Consider the following 16,957-nt stretch of genomic DNA (forward strand, 5'->3'; position numbering starts at 1 on the left):
GGGTTTCTGTGCCAGTTGTCCTGACGGTAGCTCTACCGCGGCTGAAGGGCCTTGGAGCCGTCGATCGGCAGCGACATGGTCGCCTGCACCTCGTCCCTCACAAGCAGTCCGGCCGTTTGCAGATCGGCAATCATCCGCGACCGGTCCTGTGGCTGGAAATTGCGCACCTTGAGTTCGGCCACGATGTTCGGAATGAAGTCGGGTCTCATTTCGTTGAACCGCGCGGCCTCGCTGCGGGCGTCCTCGATCATTGCGGCGTCGACGTAAATGACGGCAGCCACCGCATGGAATAGCGGGAACTTCTGCAGGTCCGCCTGCCTGATCTCTATGACTGCGGTCTTGTCGTCGTGCAACATGTAGGCTGCGAGTGCGCGCGTTCCGCGATAGTAGCCGCCGCCGGCAGGGTTGAGAGCAATGGCACGATCCAGCAGCGCTGCCCCGTGCTGCCATTCCCCGCTCATCGCCAGCCGGGTTCCAAATTCTGCCAGCAATTCGGTGTCGTTCGGATTGGTCGCCAATGCCCGTTCGCCGATCTGAAGTGCCTCCGAAACCCGCTGGCTGAAAAACAACGCTGTCATCAGCGCCTGAAGGGCGCGGGTGTTGCCGGGATCCAGTTGAACGGCACGGCGGGCGGCTTGAAAGCTGCGATCTATCGGCGTGGACGAAATGGGCTTCCGGTTGAACCTGAAACGATCCTCGTCAAGATAGATTATGGACAACATCGCCCAGGCGGTCGCAAAGGATGGATAGCGAGCGACAGCACTTTCGAGGCAGTTTCGAACCTCTCCGTGCCGCTCCCTGATTAACTCGGCACGGTAAGCATAAAAGCTAAGCGTGCAGCCGTAGATGCCGAGATCATCAGGCGGCGGATTGGAAACATCGGCCTGGGCCATGATGCCATAGGGCTGCGCCACGGCGGTCGCAACCTTGTTTGCGACGTCGGACTGGATGGTGAACAGGTCGCCGACGCCGATGTCGTCGTCGTAGGTCTGCGACCAGAGGATCTCATCGGTCTGCGTGTCGAGCAGACGCGCCGTCACACGCACTCGGCTTCCGGAGACGCGAACACCGCCTGCCAGCAGGAAGCGTGCGCCAAGCTCCCCGCGAATCCGCGATGTCTCCACCTCTGGCGGCAACGATCTGGACGTCTCGCGCCCGAAGACCTTGATCTCCTTGAAGCGGGGAAGGGCAGTGAGGAGTTCCTCGGTCAGGCCCGTCGTGTAGAGTTCCGCCTGAGGACCATCACCGAGATTGGCAAATGGCGCGATCACCAATGTCGGTCCGTCAGATCCCGTCATGTGGGGGGTCGCAAACGGCCAGATCGAGCCAAATCGAATGGAGGTCAAGCCAGCCAGGGCTGCAGCGCCGCCCGCGATCACGATCAATCCAAGGACCACTACCCATCTATATCCTCTTAAGCCGGGAAAAAGGGAATAGGCGCGCTCCGGCGGCAGACCTTGGTCTTCAGCATCGCGATTGTCATCGCTCGGGCTAGTCCAGGCAAAGGTCGGCACGTAACCGCCTTTCGGAATGTCTATTCGGATCGGATCGTGTTGGCCTGCTGTAAAATAATAGCGCTCGAGCACCCGCCTGAGCCTTCCGGCCTCGATCCGCACAACCGGATCATCCTGCGTGAAGCCGTTTGAGCGCTTGAAGACCTCGACGGCGATGGAGTAACCCTTGATCCGGTCTGCGCGGCCTGCAAGCGTCTCCTCCACGGCATAGATGAGAAATGCCCCACTCCGGCCGACATGCGGAAATTGCGGGCTGGTGATGATTCGCTTAAGCTGAGCCCGAACATCATCATGGGTCGGTAGTGGTCGCGTCGAATCCGGCGCGATATCGCGCCTTGATGGCAATGAATCCTGCACGACTTGCTCCTCACCCGCTCTTGAGGGACGTGACTACCGGAGATTTTATTAACTATCCCTTTTGTAACCTACCGCAGAAACCGATCCTCGTCCATCAAAGGCGGCGCATCGAGCCTGTTCGACGACTACGCAGATCGAGGGAAGGAGACTCCAGGCGCGTGAACCGCGGAAGCGGACATCGCCTCTTCGCCGCCTCTTAGCAGCCCGCGACCCGAAGCGGCCAAAGCCGTTAGTGACCACGCAAGGGGCCACGACGACTCGGTCTAACGCGCCCGCCAGATAGCGAGCAAGCACCACAGGGAAGTCGCCGCGTGATAGAGGATCGCGGGCCACAACAGGATGCCGATCATCTCCGGAACGAGAGCGGAATAGGTCAGGACCGCCGTGGTCAGGAAATTATAGAGCGCCACGCCGACGAGGAGTCCCAGCGTGCCTCGCCTGTCTTCGGCGTCACGCCCGCCCCAGCTTGCTGCGGCAAGAGCGAGCAGCGCCGCACCGCAGATCCGCGCAATCAGTGGTGCCTCCGAAGCGACCGGCCTTGCCTCAAACAGCAGAACGAAGAGGATCGATGGCGCCACGACAAGCCCCAGTCCCGTTGCACCTTCGGCGATTGCGAACAGGGTCAGAAGCGTGTGTCGGTGAGCTGTGTTCATGGCGCAGGACCCCCCGTGCCCAGGTCAACGTCACTTTCGGCACGGGCCGCCTTGGCGACGGGCCGCTCTGCGCAGAACCTCTTGCATCAAGGTTGCGGCTGAAGTTCTATCTTCAAGCTGCTCAGCTTGCCGTCGAAGGCGAACGGTGCCTGGTAGTCGTTATCGTCGACACCGGTTCCCGTGTCGGAGCCGATATCAAAGGTTTCACTCGCCTCGAGAGCAAATGGAATGGTGTTTGGGAAGGTCCCGCTTGCCGCCTCGGCGCCGTCGATCGTGATTGTCCCCTTGCCACCTTTGCCGAGGCCGGGCCCATCGGACTTGAAGGAGAAGCCGAGATTGTGCTTTCCAGGCGTCAATGCCGCTGCGCCCTCCACCCTCGGCCGGGCGAGATCCAATAGGTCATAGACAAAGATTGGCTTCCCTTTGAGCAGGTAGAAGCCCCATCCCCCGAAGCGCCCGCCTGCAGTCACAAGCATGCCGTTGCCGCCGCCCGCGGGCACATCGATATCGGCCGTGATCGTGAAGGACTTGTTGAGGATGCTCGGTGCCGTCCCAAGGGGCACGCCGACGATGGGTTTCGTGTAGATGAAATCATTACGTCCGGCGACGATGCTCGGTCGCGGGAGAATGAAGCGCGTCAAGGCCGAGGCGTCCAACGGCAGAACCTGGTACTTCGCAGCCTCGATCCAGAACAAATCCTGCAACTCCTTCAGCTTGCCGGGATTGGCGGCCGCCAGATCGTTGTTTTGCGTCCAGTCCTTGGACAGGTCGAACAGCTGCCAGGTCACGCCGTTGACGATGTCTTTCGGGATCGGAGCCGTTCCGTTCCAAGGTTCCCGATAGGGCAACGTGGAGGCGATCCACCCATCGTGATAGATCGCGCGATTGCCGAACATCTCGAAATATTGGGTCGAATGTTTCGATGGCGCATCGGCGTTTGCCTTGTCGAATGTGTAGGCCAGGCTCACGCCTTCGATCGGCGTCTGGGTGATCCCGTTAACTGCATCAGGAGCACGGATGCCCGTCACTTCCAAGATCGTCGGGACGATGTCGATGACATGGTGGAACTGGTTACGCACCCCACCCGGATCTTTGATGTGGCCTGGCCACGCAATGGCCATACCGTTACGAATGCCCCCAAAATAGGAAGCGACCTGCTTGGTCCACTTGAAGGGCGTATCGAAAGCCCAAGCCCAGCCGACCGAATAGTGCGGATAGGTCAACGCCGACCCCCAGGCGTCGTAGAATTTGAGCTGGTCCTGGACGGGCACGTCGACGCCGTTGAAGAAAGTCATCTCGTTTGGCGTTCCAGCCGGGGAGCCTTCCGCGCTCGCGCCATTGTCGCCGCTGATAAAGATAATCAGCGTGTCGTCGAGCTTGCCCATGTCCTCGACCGCTTTGACGACCCGGCCGATTTCATTGTCGGTATAGGCGAGGTAGGCTCCGTAGACATCGGCCTGGTGGATGAAGAGCTTCTTCTCATCAGCCGAAAGGACGTCCCACGGCTTGATGAGCTTATCTGGCCAGGCTGTCAGTTGCGCATCCTGAGGGATAACCCCCAGCCTCTTCTGGTTGGCGAAGATTTGCTCGCGCAGCGCATTCCATCCCTTGTCGAACAGATGCAAGTCGCTGATCTTCTTGATCCATTCGGGGGTCGGGTGATGAGGCGCATGAGTCCCGCCCGGTGCATAGTAGAGGAAGAATGGCTTCTTGGGATCGAGCTGATTGAGTTGGTTGAGATAGTTGATGGCGTCGTCCGCCATGTCCGTCGTCAGGTTGTAGGTAGGATTGTTCAGATAGGGATAGACACGCGTGGTATTGCGGTAGAGGTCCGGTTGCCACTGGTTGGTCTCGCCGCTGACAAAGCCATAGAAATATTCAAATCCCATTCCGATGGGCCATTGATCGAAGGGGCCGGCCTGACTGGTTTGGAAAGATGGCGTGTTGTGATTCTTGCCGAACCACGATGTTGCATAACCATTCGCCTTGAGGATCGTGCCGATCGTATCCTTGTCCGCGGTAATGACGCTGTCGTAGCCCGGATAACCGGTCGACGCCTCGCTGATCACACCGAAGCCGACTGAATGATGATTGCGGCCCGTGATCAGAGCGGCGCGTGTCGGGGAACACAGCGATGTCGTTTGGAAGTTCGTGTAGCGCAGGCCTATGTTGGCAATCCGGTCGAGCGTTGGCGTCGGAATGACCCCGCCGAACGTGCTCGGGGCCGCAAATCCGACGTCATCGGTCAAGATCAGCAAGACGTTTGGCGCACCCTTGGGCGGCACAACTTGCGGCTGCCAGTATGGCGTCGACTGAAGCGCGTCGAGATTTGTCGTGCCGCCAAACTGCCCTGGCGGCGGCGGGATCTGTCGGCCGTCGATTGTGATCGTCGCACTCGGCGTGCCGGGTGTTCCATTGATGACTTGAGCTGACGCACTCGTCCCGCCAATGGAAAAAAATGTAAGCGCAGTGCCGCCTAATAGGGCAGCCAAAGTCAGGATACTGCTTTTCATCTCGATTCCCCCCGGCAATCGATCCCGCGTGATGTGGACCGTTTTATTCGGGGAGGGTATGGCGAGTACCGCGAGCGCGCCAGTAACATACAGTATGCACTGTTGATCCGCGTTCGCTCCGACAGTCACACTCGAGAACACGTTGCGGACCTTATTTCCGGGCAACGGCCGAAGGAGTGATCGTCCCGCTGCAGCTGCGCCGGATTGACAGATACTACCGTATGATACGGGCAAACCTCTCTTCGAGCGAATATTGTTGCGGACGGGCGCTGGTCACACCGAAGCCGAGCGCGAATTTGCTTATGAAGGAAGTTCAGCATCGGCCAGCTCGACCAGGGCTTGGACGAAGCACAGGCTCACGCGTGGACTATTGTCGGCACAGAGTTCGCGGAAGTTATCGTCACGGGCGGCGAGTGAATCGATGGTTTTGGCGCTGGCTGGAAAGACGCGCTTGGCGAACCGTGTGTCGTAATCCATCCATCCTACCTCCAGGCGGCCTCTGCAGGTGCGGCTGCCGCATCGGATTATAAGTTGTGCATTATGATCCGGAATAGGGTGGAAGCAACGTAGTTTACAGTAAGGAACGGGAACGAAATCGGAAACCGCAATCCACGGGAGTACGCCCATAACCTGCGGATCACGAAGGACACGTCATGAAAGGTCTTGTCACCACCGGTGGCTTATTCCGCCGACGCGACATGTGGCCATGACGCCGCCTCACGCGCGCTTGACACATCTGAAGCCGACATGACTTGTGGACGTGTCCTCAGGCTCGGCATGTCTGGCGGCCGGACGATAGCGCCTGCAGTAGTTCGGCGCGCAAAGGTGGGACCCGCCCTTGAGGACGCGCCGCGGGATCCTGATGTCAGGCAGCCGCGGATCGTAGCTGGCGTCGGCGTCGCCTCCGCGGGGATTGCTGGGGATGCAGCATGAATGGCTGGCAGGCTCGGGATGGCGTGTCGACCAGAAGTCGGAGGTCCATTCCCAGACATTGCCGATCATGTCAAAGATGCCGTAGCCGTTTGATGGAAAGGATCCGACCGGCGACGTTCTGTCCGCACTGGCTGGCTTTGTGCTCAGCGTAGGGAAGGTACCCTGCCAGATATTGGCCATGAGCTTTCCTTCCGGGTGCAACGCGTCGCCCCAGGCAAATTCCGCTTCATCAAGGCCGCCGCGCGCAGCCAGCTCCCACTCTGCCTCGGTCGGCAGATCTTTTCCCGCCCAAGCAGCATAGGCCTTGGCGTCGCTATGGGCGATATGAACGACGGGATGATCGAGCTTACCGCGGATGTCGGTGCGACCGCCGTAAGGGTGTCGCCAGTCCGCGCCGAACTTGAACGACCACCACTGGGTAATGTCGGGGCCGACGACGGCTTTCGGCGGCGTGAACACCAGAGATCCGGCTCGCAGCATTTTGGGAAGCGCTCCGGGATAGTCCTCGGCACGGGGAGCCCTTTCGGCGACGGTTATATATCCGGTGGCGTTGACGAATGAGGCGAACTGTCGGTTGGTGACAGGGGTGGCGTCGATCCAGAAGCCGTCGACCGTCACCGGATGGGCAGGGGCCTCCTCCACATAATGCTCGTTCGATCCCATGGTGAAGGTACGGCCGGCTACCCGGACCAGACCCTGAAATCCCGCGTCGTCCACCGCGCGCCGGCCAGGCATCATTTTCATCACCCTCGCAGCTTATCGCTGTTTATCCAACAGTGCATGTTCCCGATCTTCCATCAAGATGACTATCCCTCAGAGCCGCGTTCTTGAAGTAGGTTACAGTAAAATACGCGACCCCGCCGAATTCTATCGAGCGAAATAGAAGTCGCGGAGATGATATCGCGTCAGCACGGATGTCGCCTTTCACGCTATGGGCGGTTTTGCCCATAGGTTGCAGTAAGATACCTGCTCTCCTTATATTCGCATGTCTTATGTATGCGTCCAGGCAAGCCGAGAGGCGGATATCCCAGAGAATTCGAGAACCTCATCGGACCGTATCCAGCAGTCGATTGCAGCGTTGAGCTTTGCACTGCCAAGCTCGCCCCCCGATCAGGAACAAGCCGGCGTCTGCCAAATGAAATACCCGCCGCGGGAACGCCGAAGAAGCTTGGAATTGCGATAGAGGATGGGCATCGGACTCAAAGCTTAAGGGCAGGGCGTTATCCTTTCTAGCGCCAAATTCGCCCGAAGATCACCCCCAAAGCGCCCACGACCGCGACTTACGATCGGAGCGCGACGAAATCGACGCGCGGTATTGACGTCTGCTTGGAGGCGACGGCTAGATGTTGCACCACTCGCCCGGAAGGCAGCCCAAAATAGTCTGCGTTGCGGGCGTTCCGGGAGTGCGATGAACAGCCGATCCTGCCAGCTTCATCGCCGGACCAAGGGCTTGCCGAACCGGCCTTCGAACTGAAGGCGCTCATTGTGGCGGACGAGGTCAGCGCAGCTTGACAATGTCCGAGATGCGTTGCATTTTCGCCACAATGCGTTGCTTAAAGGTCACGCAAGGGTTTAGACATTCGCTCCCGATCGAGTCCTTGCAACGCTGGCTTCTTTAAGCCGGCGTTTCCTTGGTTTCGATCGGATGGCGAGGGCGGCAGGTGCCGTCTGAAGAGAGGCCGAATGACGCAGGATGGGGTATCGCTGGCGGCGGCGGGCGAGACGGTGACGACAGTGACCGACCGCCGCGCCCTTTTTGCCGTGCCCGGCCTCGTGCTCGCCGGCGGCGCGCTTCTCTGCGCCACGGCCACGCTTTTCGTGCTGCTCGGCCTGACGCCGATCGCCCCGACGTCGCATGTCGTCATCACCTCGGTGATCGTCAATTCCTTCTTTGTCCTGACGCTGCTCGCCTTGATCGCTCGCGAGGTGGCAAGGCTGCTCAAGGCGCGCACCCGCGGCCGTGCGGCAGCCCGCCTGCATATCCGCATCGTCGTGCTTTTTTCGATCGTGGCGATCACGCCGGCGATCCTCGTCGCCATCTTCGCCAGCATCACGCTGAATGCCGGCCTTGACCGCTGGTTTGCCCTGCGCACCCAGTCGATCGTCAGTTCGTCGCGCAATATCGGCCAGGCCTACATGATGGAGAATGCCAGCTATCTGCAGGGGCAGACGGTCTCCATGGCCAACGACCTGGAGCGCAACCGCGCGCTCTACAGCCTCGACAGGACGGGTTTTGCCGACCTGATGACCCGCCAGGCGAGGGGCCGCGGCCTGCTCGGCGCCTTCCTCGTCGAGCGCGACGGCTCAGTGATCGTCCAGGCCGATATCGCCACTGAAAAGCCGCTGCCGGCCATTCCACAGGATGCGCTGGAGAAGGCGGCTGCCGGCCAGCCGACACTGATCCCGCCCGGCGTCACCAATCTCGTCGGCGCCATCATCAAGCTCGATGCCATCCAGGGCACCTTTCTCTATACGGTGCGCGCCGTCGATCCCAAGGTCATGGGCGCCATGCGCATGATGGAGGAGAACGCCACCGAATACCGCTCGATGGAGGCCAACCGCTTCTCGCTGCAGATCGCCTTTGCCGTGCTCTATATCGGCTTCGCGCTGATCGTACTGCTGGCGGCGATCTGGACCGCAATCGCCGTCGCCGACCGCATCGTCCGGCCGATCCGCCTGCTGATCACGGCGGCCGACAGCGTGGCATCGGGCAATATGGACATCGTCGTGCCGGTGCATGCCGTCGACGGCGACGTCGCCAATCTCTCGCGCACCTTCAACAAGATGATCTCGGAAATCCGCACCCAGCGCGACGAGATCCTCGAGGCCAAGGACGAGGTCGACGACCGCCGCCGCTTCATCGAGGCGGTGCTTTCGGGTGTCACTGCCGCCGTCATCGGCGTCGAGCAGGACCGCCGCATCGCCATCGTCAACAGTTCGGCCGAGACGCTGATGTCGCTATCGGCCGACGAGATGCTCGGAAAGCAGTTGGTCGACATCGCGCCGGAGGTCGATCACGTGCTGACCGAGGCGGCGGTGCGTCATCGCGGCGATTTCCGCAAGCAGATCGCGCTGGTCCGCGGCGGCACTGTCAGGACGCTGAGCGTGCAGGTCACCCGCGAGGAAGTGCGCGACATGAGCGAATCCTACGTGATCACGCTCGACGACATCACCGATCTCGTCATCGCCCAGCGCTCGACCGCCTGGGGCGACGTGGCCAGGCGCATCGCCCATGAGATCAAAAACCCGTTGACGCCGATCCAGCTGTCCGCCGAGCGCATCCAGCGCCGCTACGGCAAGCAGATCGACCAGGACGACCGAACCGTCTTCGACCAGTGCACGGATACGATCATCCGCCAAGTCGGCGATATCGGCCGCATGGTCGACGAATTCTCCGCCTTTGCCCGTATGCCGAAGCCGACCAAGGAGCCGAGCGACCTGCGCGATATCCTGCGCGACGCGATCTTCCTGCGTGAGATGGGCAACCATCACGTCACCTTCGAGCAGGATTTCGGCGACCAGCCGCTGGAGGGCCTGTTCGACAGCCGCATGCTCGGCCAGGCTTTCGGAAATCTCATCAAGAATGCCGTCGAATCGATCGAGGCCGTTCCGAGCGACGAGCGGGACGAACGCAAGGTTCTCGTCCGCGCCGCCCTTGATACCGGCCGTGACCGCTTCACCGTCGACGTGATCGACAATGGCCGCGGCCTACCGGTGGAGAACCGCCACAGCATTCTGGAACCCTATATGACGATGCGTGAGAAGGGCACTGGCCTCGGCCTCGCCATCGTCAAGAAGATCATCGAGGAACATGGCGGGCAGCTGGAGCTGCATGATGCGCCCGCCGATTTTGACCGGGGAAGAGGGGCCATGATCCGCGTGCATCTGCCACGCCTGGATCCGACGCCTGCTGCTCCCGCAGCCAATGACAAGGAAAGCGTTTATGGCCTCTGACATTCTCGTCGTCGACGATGAGCACGATATTCGCGAGATCGTTTCCGGGATTCTCTCCGACGAGGGACACGAGACGCGCACGGCCCATGACAGCGACAGCGCGCTGGCGGCGATTTCCGATCGGGTGCCGCGGCTGATCTTCCTCGATATCTGGATGCAGGGCAGCAAGCTCGATGGCCTGTCGCTGCTCGACGAGATCAAGACCCGCCATCCGGAACTGCCCGTCGTGATGATATCAGGCCATGGCAACATCGAGACCGCTGTCTCGGCGATCAAGCGCGGCGCCTTCGATTTCATCGAGAAGCCCTTCAAGGCCGACCGGCTGATCCTGATCGCCGAACGGGCGCTGGAGAATTCCAAATTGAAGCGCGAGGTTTCCGACCTGAAGCGCCGCACCGGTGATGCGCTGGAGCTGATCGGTACCTCGGTCGCCGTTTCGCAGCTGCGCCAGACGATCGAGAAGGTTTCGCCGACCAACAGCCGCATCATGATCCTCGGCGCCTCGGGCTCCGGCAAGGAACTGGTGGCACGGATGATCCACAAGAAGTCGGCACGCGCCAACGGCCCCTTCGTTGCGATCAACGCCGCCAACATCACGCCCGACCGCATGGAGGTGGCGCTCTTCGGCACCGAGGGCACACCCGGCCAGGCACGCAAGATCGGCGCGCTCGAGGAAGCCCATCGCGGCATCCTCTATCTCGACGAAGTCGGCGAAATGCCGCGCGAGACGCAGAACAAGATCCTGCGCGTGCTGGTCGATCAGCAGTTCGAGCGGGTTGGTGGTTCCAAGCGCGTCAAGGTCGATGTCCGCATCATCTCCTCGACCGCCTATAATCTTGAGAGCCGCATCGCTGAAGGATGGTTCCGCGAGGATCTCTATCATCGCCTCGCCGTCGTGCCGGTGCGTGTGCCGGCCCTTGCCGAGCGACGCGAGGACATTCCCTTCCTCGTCGACCAGCTGATGCGCCAGATATCCGAGCAGGCCGGCATCCGTCCACGCCGCATCGGGGACGACGCTATGGCGGTGCTGCAGGCGCATGATTGGCCCGGCAACATCCGCCAGCTGCGCAACAACATCGAGCGGCTGATGATCCTTGCCCGCACCGACGGCCCGGATGCGCCGATCACCGCCGACATGCTGCCGACCGATCTCGGCGACATGCTGCCGAAGGTTTCCGCTAAGAACGACTATCACATTATGACGCTGCCGCTGCGCGAAGCTCGCGAGATGTTCGAGAAGGATTACCTGATCGCCCAGATCAACCGCTTCGGCGGCAATATCTCGCGCACCGCGGAATTCGTCGGCATGGAGCGTTCGGCGCTGCACCGCAAGCTGAAGTCGCTCGGCGTCTGATCGTTTCCGGCGCGGCCGACGCTGCGCCGCGCCCATATTGCTTTCCGGAAGACCAGGTTTCCCATGCCGAGAATTGCCTATGTGAATGGCCGTTACGTCAAGCATTCCGATGCCAGCGTGCATATCGAGGATCGCGGCTACCAGTTCGCCGATGGCGTCTACGAGGTCTGCGAAGTGCGCCATGGCTATATCGTCGATCTCACACGCCATCTGAACCGTCTCGACCGTTCACTCGGTGAGTTGCGCATCGCCTGGCCGATGGGCCGGGCGGCGCTGACGCAGGTCATCCGCGAGACGCTGCGCCGCAACCATGTCCGCAACGGGCTTTTCTACATGCAGGTGACGCGCGGCGTCGCCCGCCGCGATCATGTCTTCCCGGTCGAGGGAACGCCGCCATCGCTTGTCATCACCGCCAAGAGCACCGATGCCAGGATCATCGCCGCCAAGAACGCCAACGGCATCAAGGCGATCACCCTTCTCGACAACCGCTGGGAGCGCGTCGACATCAAGTCCGTCGGCTTGCTGCCGAATGCCATGGCCCGCCAGCAGGCCAAGGAGGCCGGCGCCCAGGAAGCGATCTATGTCGATGGCGACGGTATGGTGAAGGAAGGGGCGGCGACCAATGTCTGGATCGTCGATCAGGGCGGAACGCTGGTCACGCGACCGGCCGAACACGGCATTCTGCGCGGCATTACCCGCACCACTCTGATGGATGTCGCAGCCAAGCTGGGGTTGACGATCGCCGAGCGGAACTTCTCCGTTTCGGAGATGCTCTCAGCCCGCGAGGTCTTCCTCACTGCAGCCACAAGCATTTGTTTTCCGGTCGTTTCCGTCGATGGCCAGGCCATTGCCAACGGTCATCCGGGCAGCGTTTCGCAGAAAGTCCGCGAAGCCTTTTTCGACGTTGCGGAAAAGATTGCGATTTGATACCAAGATTTGCTGGACAGGTGGAATGAGGATGCCGCCGGTCTTCGCATGGTGAGGTTGATTGATATTCTACCGGCCAGATCAGGTCGGCAATAAAGAAAGAAGCGGCGCGATGGCGGAACGTTCTCAGAATCTTCAGGACTTATTTCTCAATACTGTTCGCAAGCAAAAGATTTCCCTGACAATCTTTCTGATCAACGGCGTGAAACTCACGGGCGTTGTTACGTCTTTTGACAATTTCTGTGTTCTTCTTCGCCGTGACGGCCACTCGCAGCTCGTGTATAAGCATGCGATATCGACGATCATGCCGGGCCAGCCCATGCAGATGTTCGAGAGCGAAGAAGCCGCGTCCTAACAGGATCAGCCGTCATTTCGACACGCGATACCAAGAACGATTCGATCATCCCTGAGGCCGCCAAGCACAGGGACGATATGCGCGCGACTGTCGTCGTGCCGGTTCTGAAATCGCGCAGTCGCGGCGGCCAGAGCGAATCGGCATCGACCCGCACGCCGGAAAGCCGGCTCGAAGAGGCGACGGGCCTTGCCCAGGCGATCGACCTCGATGTCGTCAACGCCTCGATCGTCCCGGTCAACGATCCGAGACCGGCCACACTGCTCGGCACCGGCAAGATCGAGGAGATCAAAGCGCTGCTCGACGAGCGCGATTCCGGTCTCGTCATCGTCGATCATCCGTTGACGCCGGTGCAGCAGCGCAATCTCGAAAAGGAATGGAACGCCAAGGTCATCGACCGGACGGGCCTCATCCTCGAAATCTTCGGCCGCCGCGCCTCCACCAGGGAAGGCACGCTGCAGGTCGATCTCGCCCATCTCAATTATCAAAAGGGCCGCCTGGTCCGAAGCTGGACCCACCTTGAACGCCAGCGCGGCGGCGGCGGCTTCATGGGCGGCCCGGGCGAAACCCAGATCGAAGCCGACCGGCGGATGCTGCAGGACCGCATCATCAAGCTCGAGCGCGAGCTGGAGCAGGTCGTGCGCACCCGCCAACTCCACCGCGCCAAGCGCCGCAAGGTGCCGCACCCGATCGTGGCGCTCGTCGGCTATACCAATGCCGGCAAATCGACGCTGTTCAACCGTATCACCGGCGCCGGCGTGCTGGCCGAAGACATGCTCTTTGCCACACTCGACCCGACGCTTCGGCGCATGAAGCTGCCGCACGGCCGCACCGTCATCCTGTCCGACACCGTCGGCTTCATCTCCGACCTGCCGACCCATCTGGTCGCCGCCTTCCGGGCGACGCTGGAAGAGGTGCTGGAAGCCGATCTCATCCTGCATGTCCGCGACATGTCCGATGCCGACAACCAGGCGCAGAGCTCGGATGTGATGCGCATCCTGAACGACCTCGGCATCGACGAGGCCGAAGCCGAAAAGCGTCTGATCGAAGTCTGGAACAAGATCGACCGGCTGGAACCCGAGGTGCACGATGCCATGGTGCAGAAATCGGCCAGCGCCAGCAACGTGGTCGCGGTTTCGGCCGTCAGCGGCGAGGGCGTCGACACGCTGATGGAAGAGATCAGCCGCAGACTGTCCGGCGTGATGACCGTAGCGACGATCCGCCTTCCGGTCGACAAGCTGACACTGCTGCCCTGGCTTTACGACCACGCGATCGTTGACGGCCGCGAGGATAATGAAGATGGCTCGATCACGCTCGATCTGCGCCTGTCCGAAACCGAAGCGACTGAACTCGAACGCCGCATCGGCAACGGCCCGAAGTCTTCAAAGGAAGATTGGGAGCGGTAAGGCGCGCTGGCGCAGTGCCACTGCTGTCGGGTTCGCGCTAATGGCTGCCCCTCACCCTAACCCTTACCCTAACCCTCTCCCCGTAAAAACGGGGCGAGGGGACGTGCCCTGCGAAAGGTTGGTGGGGCACGGAGAGGCTGCGGCATATCCCCTTCTCCCCGCAGGCGGGGAGTAGGTGCCGGCAGCCGGATGAGCGACTATCTGGGTTGTCAAGTTGCGCATTCGAATTCTCTTCGCGCATCCCGTGCTTTTGCATTGAGAATGACCAGCAGTTTTCGGGCGAGCGCAATGCGGATAACCATTTTTGGCTTGCCAGCGCTCTGCAACCTTTGCCTGAAGGCAGCCAAATGCGGATCGTACCTGGCCGCGGTGGCGGCGACCAGGAACAGGATGCCACGCGGTCCGGAGCGCCCGCCGCGCACCGGCCGGGGTCCGCTGCGTTTGCCGCTATCGTTGGCAATCGGCGCCAGGCCGGCCAGTTTGACGATCGCCTTGTTGGAGATTCGGCCGATTTCGGGCAGTTCGGCCATCAGCCGGGCAACGGTACGGTCCGCCACCCCCTTGATCGAGCGAAAGGCTTGGTTGAGGCAGGCCCAGAGCGGATCGTCGTCGATCATCGAGGCAATCTCGCCCTCAAGGGTGCGGCTCTGGCGCACCAGAAGCGCGATCACTTCGTCGAGGCTTGCCACACTCTGCTGATCGCGGGCAGCACTGCGGCGCTGCCTCTGGACGGTCAGATCGCTGGTGACCTGAGACAGCCGCGTCATCAGCGCCGACAGCCGCAGCTGCGCGGCTTTCGGCGGCGGCAGGGCAGACAGCCGCCTGGCCTCGGCATAATGGGCGATCATCGCCGCATCGATCCGGTCGGTCTTTTCCAGAAAGCCCATGGCCTCGGCAAAGCGGCGCACATGGCGCGGATTGGCAAGCGCGCAGGCGATCCCCAACTCCCACAACAGCAGGAAGGCCGAACGCTCGTAGCCGCCCGACGCCTCCATGACGACGAGCTCGACACCCTGCTCCCGGCAGAGCGCAGCCAGCGCGCCGATGCCGGCCGCATCGTTGCTGAAACGCTCAAAAACCCCGGACGGGCGGATAAACGCATCCAGCCAGTCCTTCGAAACATCCACTCCACATATAACTCTGTTCACGGTAACCTGCCTTGTGCGTGCGGTTGAAGCCAAGCGACTATTCGGTCGTACGTGACGATGACGAAGATCCCAGGCTCATCCACGGTTGTAACCGGAGGGGGAAACGGGCGACTTCGTCACGCCTCTGGCTGGGTGGCCACCCAGCCAGAGGCTCAATCGCTTCCATCGCACATAAAATCTAACATGCAGATACAAGGGGCTGGCTTCGGCGATCAATAGAAATCGCCGGCGATAACTCACTCCGCCACGATCGCTCTTTCAATCGCCTTCGCCGCCTGCCAGATTTCCTCCATCCGCTCCAGCGTCGCCGCTTCCAGCGTCTCACCTTCTGCTTCAAGAACATGTTCTATATGGCTGAAACGACGCCGGAATTTCGTATTCGTTCCGCGCACGGCCTGCTCCGGATCGGCCTTGACATGCCGGCCGATATTGACAACCGCGAAGATCAGGTCGCCGAGTTCGTCGCTGACCTTTGCCTGATCGCCTTCGCGAAGGGCTGCCCGCAATTCGCCGACCTCCTCCTCGATCTTGTCGAGGATCGGCTCCGGCGATGACCAATCGAAGCCGACCTTTGCGGCGCGTTCCTGCAGCTTCAGCGCTTCCGTCAAGGCCGGGAAGCTGCGCTGCACGGAGCCGAGAAAGCCGCTGTTGAAGTCCTCGGTAATGCCGCGCCGTGACCGCCGCTCAGTGCGCTCGCGTTTTTCCGCCTGCTTGATCTCGTCCCATTGTCTCTTCACCGCGTCCGGCGTATCTGCCGCCGAGCGGGCAAAGACGTGCGGGTGGCGGCGGATCATTTTGGCAGTGATGGCGTTGACCACGTCGCCGAAGGAAAATTCGCCGGCCTCTTCGGCTATGCGGGCGTGGAAGACCACCTGCAGCAGCAGGTCGCCCAACTCGTCGCAGAGATCGTCCATATCGCCGCGCTCGATCGCGTCGGAGACCTCATAGGCCTCCTCGATCGTATAGGGCTTGATCGTCTCGAAACTCTGCACGATGTCCCAGGGGCAGCCGGTTTCGGGGTGGCGCAGCGCCGCCATGATCTCGATCAGCCGCGAAATGTCTTTGGAAGGTTCCATGTTGCCTCGGTTCAGCAGGCTTCTGTTCAGAGTCCCTCAGTTCAGGGGCCCTCGGTTCAGGGGCCCTCAGTTCAGAGGAATGTCGTTGGCGCTCTTTGACGACTGGTAGCTGGTCGACAGCGCGTCGTAGCGCGCCTTGATGCGGGCGGTCTGCGCCTCCAGTGCTTTTTGCAGCACAGCCTCTTCAGTCTCAACGAGATCGGCGATGGCAAAGCTGTTCCAGAAGGCGTTTTGCCTGCGATAGCCGCCGGGTTCAAGCCCGAAGACCTCCTTCAGGATCTTCAAATCGTGCGGAATGGCGAAGGCGTCGCGGGAATCCTCATGGCTGAAGAAATAGTAGAAATTGTCGAAGCCGGCCCAGGTGATCGCCGACATGCACATGGTGCAGGGTTCGTGCGTCGAAAGGAAGATCAGATCCTTGGTCGGCGGCTTGTCGCCAAGCTCGTAGAAGCGCTTCAGCGTATGTACCTCACCGTGCCAGAGCGGATTCTCCAGCTCGTTATTGGTCTCGGCGACGACGAGCGAAAGATCGGTTTTCCTTAAGATCGCTGCACCGAACACCTTGTTGCCAAGCGAAACGCCACGCTCCGTCAGCGGCAGGATATCCTCCTCCAGGACCGAAAGCAGGCGGGAGGCAATAGTCTTATCAGGCATGACGGCCCTCCAGTTTTCTTCAGTCTATCGCCTTGGCGGCGCGGATGAAATGCGTCAGGCGCCGGTGGACGTCTTTTGCCACAGGCTTTATACTGCGCTGCACCAAGCGGGCTGAG

At 61.0% G+C, this 16,957-nt stretch carries 13 protein-coding genes; 5 read left to right on the plus strand and 8 right to left on the minus strand.

The window, feature by feature from the left end; translation table 11 throughout:
* Window positions 1-32 precede the first annotated feature (32 nt).
* From N2600_RS09765 to N2600_RS09785, 5 genes are all read right to left on the minus strand, one after another.
* A complete protein-coding gene (locus N2600_RS09765) occupies window positions 33-1,871 on the minus strand; it encodes an adenylate cyclase (protein ID WP_260298662.1) in 1,839 nt (612 codons plus the stop codon).
* Between the two features lie 263 nt (window positions 1,872-2,134).
* Window positions 2,135-2,524, minus strand: coding sequence for a hypothetical protein (locus N2600_RS09770; protein WP_260058405.1), 390 nt, complete (start codon window positions 2,522-2,524; stop codon window positions 2,135-2,137).
* An 86-nt stretch (window positions 2,525-2,610) separates the two neighbouring features.
* On the minus strand, window positions 2,611-5,037 hold the full coding sequence (locus N2600_RS09775) for an arylsulfatase (RefSeq protein WP_260110779.1): 2,427 nt from the start codon (window positions 5,035-5,037) through the stop codon (window positions 2,611-2,613).
* A 300-nt stretch (window positions 5,038-5,337) separates the two neighbouring features.
* The gene (locus N2600_RS09780; protein WP_222383994.1) at window positions 5,338-5,514 is read right to left on the minus strand and encodes a hypothetical protein; all 177 of its coding nucleotides are present in this window, start codon (window positions 5,512-5,514) and stop codon (window positions 5,338-5,340) included.
* Window positions 5,515-5,754: 240 nt separating this feature from the next.
* Window positions 5,755-6,708: a formylglycine-generating enzyme family protein gene (locus tag N2600_RS09785; RefSeq protein ID WP_260110780.1), complete on the minus strand. Its 954-nt coding sequence runs from the start codon at window positions 6,706-6,708 to the stop codon at window positions 5,755-5,757.
* A gap of 945 nt (window positions 6,709-7,653) precedes the next feature.
* On the opposite strand from N2600_RS09785, the gene N2600_RS09790 reads away from it, so the two are divergent.
* The 5 genes from N2600_RS09790 (at window position 7,654) to hflX (ending at window position 13,963) form a co-directional block, all read left to right on the plus strand.
* Window positions 7,654-9,924, plus strand: coding sequence for a sensor histidine kinase NtrY-like (locus N2600_RS09790; protein ID WP_260110781.1), 2,271 nt, complete (start codon window positions 7,654-7,656; stop codon window positions 9,922-9,924).
* Window positions 9,914-11,278 (plus strand): nitrogen assimilation response regulator NtrX, encoded by a 1,365-nt coding sequence (gene ntrX / locus N2600_RS09795; protein WP_018484750.1) that lies wholly within the window; start codon window positions 9,914-9,916, stop codon window positions 11,276-11,278. The genes N2600_RS09790 and ntrX overlap by 11 nt, the downstream gene beginning before the upstream one ends.
* Window positions 11,279-11,341: 63 nt before the next feature.
* A complete protein-coding gene (locus N2600_RS09800) occupies window positions 11,342-12,205 on the plus strand; it encodes a D-amino-acid transaminase (RefSeq protein WP_260110782.1) in 864 nt (287 codons plus the stop codon).
* A 112-nt stretch (window positions 12,206-12,317) separates the two neighbouring features.
* Window positions 12,318-12,560: an RNA chaperone Hfq gene (hfq, locus tag N2600_RS09805; protein ID WP_003539403.1), complete on the plus strand. Its 243-nt coding sequence runs from the start codon at window positions 12,318-12,320 to the stop codon at window positions 12,558-12,560.
* Window positions 12,561-12,637: 77 nt separating this feature from the next.
* Window positions 12,638-13,963 carry a GTPase HflX gene (gene hflX, locus N2600_RS09810; RefSeq protein ID WP_260298663.1) on the plus strand — a complete coding sequence of 442 codons (1,326 nt, stop codon included), beginning with the start codon at window positions 12,638-12,640 and terminating at the stop codon, window positions 13,961-13,963.
* Window positions 13,964-14,172: 209 nt separating this feature from the next.
* On the opposite strand, the gene N2600_RS09815 is transcribed toward hflX, so the two are convergent.
* The 3 genes from N2600_RS09815 to N2600_RS09825 all read right to left on the minus strand — a co-directional run bounded on the left by N2600_RS09815 (window position 14,173) and on the right by N2600_RS09825 (window position 16,841).
* Entirely contained in the window at window positions 14,173-15,111 is a 939-nt protein-coding gene (locus tag N2600_RS09815) for an IS110 family transposase (RefSeq protein WP_260109994.1), read from the minus strand.
* A gap of 236 nt (window positions 15,112-15,347) precedes the next feature.
* Window positions 15,348-16,187 carry a nucleoside triphosphate pyrophosphohydrolase gene (gene mazG / locus N2600_RS09820; RefSeq protein ID WP_222383900.1) on the minus strand — a complete coding sequence of 280 codons (840 nt, stop codon included), beginning with the start codon at window positions 16,185-16,187 and terminating at the stop codon, window positions 15,348-15,350.
* A 66-nt stretch (window positions 16,188-16,253) separates the two neighbouring features.
* Window positions 16,254-16,841 (minus strand): deaminase, encoded by a 588-nt coding sequence (locus tag N2600_RS09825; protein WP_260298664.1) that lies wholly within the window; start codon window positions 16,839-16,841, stop codon window positions 16,254-16,256.
* Window positions 16,842-16,957: the final 116 nt, after the last annotated feature.

The sequence above is a fragment of the Rhizobium sp. WSM1274 genome (assembly GCF_025200775.1).
Lineage (GTDB): Bacteria > Pseudomonadota > Alphaproteobacteria > Rhizobiales > Rhizobiaceae > Rhizobium > Rhizobium leguminosarum_I.

Coding starts and splice junctions, on each gene's coding strand:
- N2600_RS09780 (WP_222383994.1), bottom strand. CDS start 5,514: ATGGATTACGACACACGGTTCGCCAAGCGCGTCTTTCCAGCCAGCGCC.
- ntrX (WP_018484750.1), top strand. CDS start 9,914: ATGGCCTCTGACATTCTCGTCGTCGACGATGAGCACGATATTCGCGAG.
- N2600_RS09790 (WP_260110781.1), top strand. CDS start 7,654: ATGACGCAGGATGGGGTATCGCTGGCGGCGGCGGGCGAGACGGTGACG.
- hfq (WP_003539403.1), top strand. CDS start 12,318: ATGGCGGAACGTTCTCAGAATCTTCAGGACTTATTTCTCAATACTGTT.
- N2600_RS09825 (WP_260298664.1), bottom strand. CDS start 16,841: ATGCCTGATAAGACTATTGCCTCCCGCCTGCTTTCGGTCCTGGAGGAG.
- N2600_RS09800 (WP_260110782.1), top strand. CDS start 11,342: ATGCCGAGAATTGCCTATGTGAATGGCCGTTACGTCAAGCATTCCGAT.
- mazG (WP_222383900.1), bottom strand. CDS start 16,187: ATGGAACCTTCCAAAGACATTTCGCGGCTGATCGAGATCATGGCGGCG.
- hflX (WP_260298663.1), top strand. CDS start 12,638: ATGCGCGCGACTGTCGTCGTGCCGGTTCTGAAATCGCGCAGTCGCGGC.
- N2600_RS09785 (WP_260110780.1), bottom strand. CDS start 6,708: ATGATGCCTGGCCGGCGCGCGGTGGACGACGCGGGATTTCAGGGTCTG.
- N2600_RS09770 (WP_260058405.1), bottom strand. CDS start 2,524: ATGAACACAGCTCACCGACACACGCTTCTGACCCTGTTCGCAATCGCC.
- N2600_RS09775 (WP_260110779.1), bottom strand. CDS start 5,037: ATGAAAAGCAGTATCCTGACTTTGGCTGCCCTATTAGGCGGCACTGCG.